The sequence below is a fragment of the Enterobacter cloacae complex sp. OE43NF genome (assembly GCF_023544405.1).
In the GTDB taxonomy this organism is placed as follows: domain Bacteria; phylum Pseudomonadota; class Gammaproteobacteria; order Enterobacterales; family Enterobacteriaceae; genus Enterobacter; species Enterobacter cloacae.
This window is the reverse complement of the sequence record NZ_JAMJFW010000124.1, coordinates 1-1,814: the sequence shown is the minus strand read 5'-3', so window position 1 is coordinate 1,814 and position 1,814 is coordinate 1. Positions and strand designations below refer to the sequence as shown.

Sequence of the window (1,814 nt, the reverse complement as noted above, 5' to 3'; positions counted from 1 at the left end):
CGTTTTTCCATAGGCTCCGCCCCCCTGACAAGCATCACGAAATCTGACGCTCAAATCAGTGGTGGCGAAACCCGACAGGACTATAAAGATACCAGGCGTTTCCCCCTGGTGGCTCCCTCTTGCGCTCTCCTGTTCCCGTCCTGCGGCATCCGTGTAGTGGTGGAAGCTTTACCTAAATCACCACGCCCCGTTCCGTTTAGACAGTTCGCTCCAAGCTGGGCTGTATGCAAGAACCCCCCGTTCAGCCCGACCGCTGCGCCTTTTCCGGTAACTATCGTCTTGAGTCCAACCCGGAAAGACACGACTTAACGCCACTGGCAGCGGCCACTGGTAAACAGGATGTGCGAGAGATTTACGAAGAGTTCTTGAAGTGGTGGCCAGACTGAGGCTACACTAAAAGGACAGATTTGGTGACGTCTCGCACAAGACTGTTACCACGGTTCAGAAACTTGCCGGTTTACTGAACCTTCGAAAAACCACCCTGCAAGGTGGTTTTTTCGTTTACATGGCAAGAGACTACGACGTCCAACGTCAGATCTCAAGAAATTATTTAAAAATAAATAGTTAACCAATATCCTTGTGATATTTATTATGTTTCCTTTATACTCAAATAACATCAATATTCAGGATTGGAACACTCAAACAAGTTAATACAACGATGTTCTAGGTTCATATCCCTGAGACTTAAAGTCTAACTAGTATATTTCCGAACAAGATCACTATCATTCCGTACTTTTTTAAATAGGTTTATTTAATGCCATACATATACGCAATAATACTAACAACTTGTTTTAACACGAATAATATTGCAAGTTGTTCTTCAGAATTAGCAAATTTGGGAATGAAAGACAATGTTGTTAACACCTTCATTCTGAATGAAGAATGCATTGAATTTAAAGATAAAATCATTGCAAACAAAGACATTTATCATAATATATCCGGGAAAAACATAATATCTGCTGAATGTGTACCCGTATCTATCCCCAAATATATTTTAGACAATTACAGCAAACAACAACGATAATGAATACCCCCTCTGCAAGCAGCGGGGTATCAACACCAAAGATCAAATACAGAGTAGTTCGCTCCAAGGGACGGGGAATATTGCCTTTAGAGATTTACCATAACGTCTCATTGCACGAACCCAAACGCCCGCAAAGAGCGGGCTTCGGTAATAGTCAGGTCTAGTTGCTGAAAAATTTCTTCGCCATTGGGTGATTTTCCATGATCTCGTCACGCTCATCTGGATCAAAGCATCCGCAAACACCTAACAACACCAATTCGGTAAGCGTTCGCGCGCAACATCCAGTTGTAACCTGCATCTTCTGGTTTTTGTCATATCCGAAAACCGTATACGTAACGTAATCCTCATCGTATTCCTGATGGCAAATAGAGCACGAGTCAGGGTATTTTTTGATGAGCGCATTAATCTGTTTTACTTGTGCATCTGTAGCCACAATCTCTCCATAAGAACAAACATCAACAGCCAGCAAATCTACCACATCAGCTTCGCGCTACCGATTTACCATAACGTCGCATTACGCGCACCTCTCAGACAGCCTGAGAGCGTTTCTGGCAGAAAACCGGTAAAACAGGCAACAAACCACCCGAAAACCCGCCAGAAACGCGCAGGCGCTATTTTTACGGCATGCATACGTATGCGCGCAAGTGCATAGCCCGAAAATTCACGCCATTCAGCCAGGGTAAGTCCTGTTTCCGGCGTTCTTCCCATCCGAAAACGGTGAACGGGGACGCAATTTATTGCGTGGCCGTGAAGCGTTGCCGGCGCAGCCGGAAAACCGGTTTTCAGCACG

The 1,814-nt window shown here is 44.8% G+C and carries 2 protein-coding genes and 1 pseudogene; 1 reads left to right on the top strand and 2 read right to left on the bottom strand.

Going from position 1 to position 1,814, the window contains the following annotated elements; all coding sequences use genetic code 11:
* Positions 1–224 precede the first annotated feature (224 nt).
* Entirely contained in the window at positions 225–386 is a 162-nt protein-coding gene (locus M8370_RS23235) for a replication initiation protein (protein ID WP_071784511.1), read from the top strand.
* Positions 387–1,184: 798 nt separating this feature from the next.
* On the opposite strand, the gene M8370_RS23230 is transcribed toward M8370_RS23235, so the two are convergent.
* Positions 1,185–1,502 carry a hypothetical protein gene (locus tag M8370_RS23230; RefSeq protein WP_225865423.1) on the bottom strand — a complete coding sequence of 106 codons (318 nt, stop codon included), beginning with the start codon at positions 1,500–1,502 and terminating at the stop codon, positions 1,185–1,187.
* Positions 1,503–1,522: 20 nt separating this feature from the next.
* Positions 1,523–1,814: pseudogene (locus M8370_RS23225) on the bottom strand (hypothetical protein); the annotation flags it as partial.

Bases quoted from the DNA above. Each gene is read 5' to 3' on its own strand.
- M8370_RS23235 (WP_071784511.1), top strand. From the start codon at position 225: ATGCAAGAACCCCCCGTTCAGCCCGACCGCTGCGCCTTTTCCGGTAAC.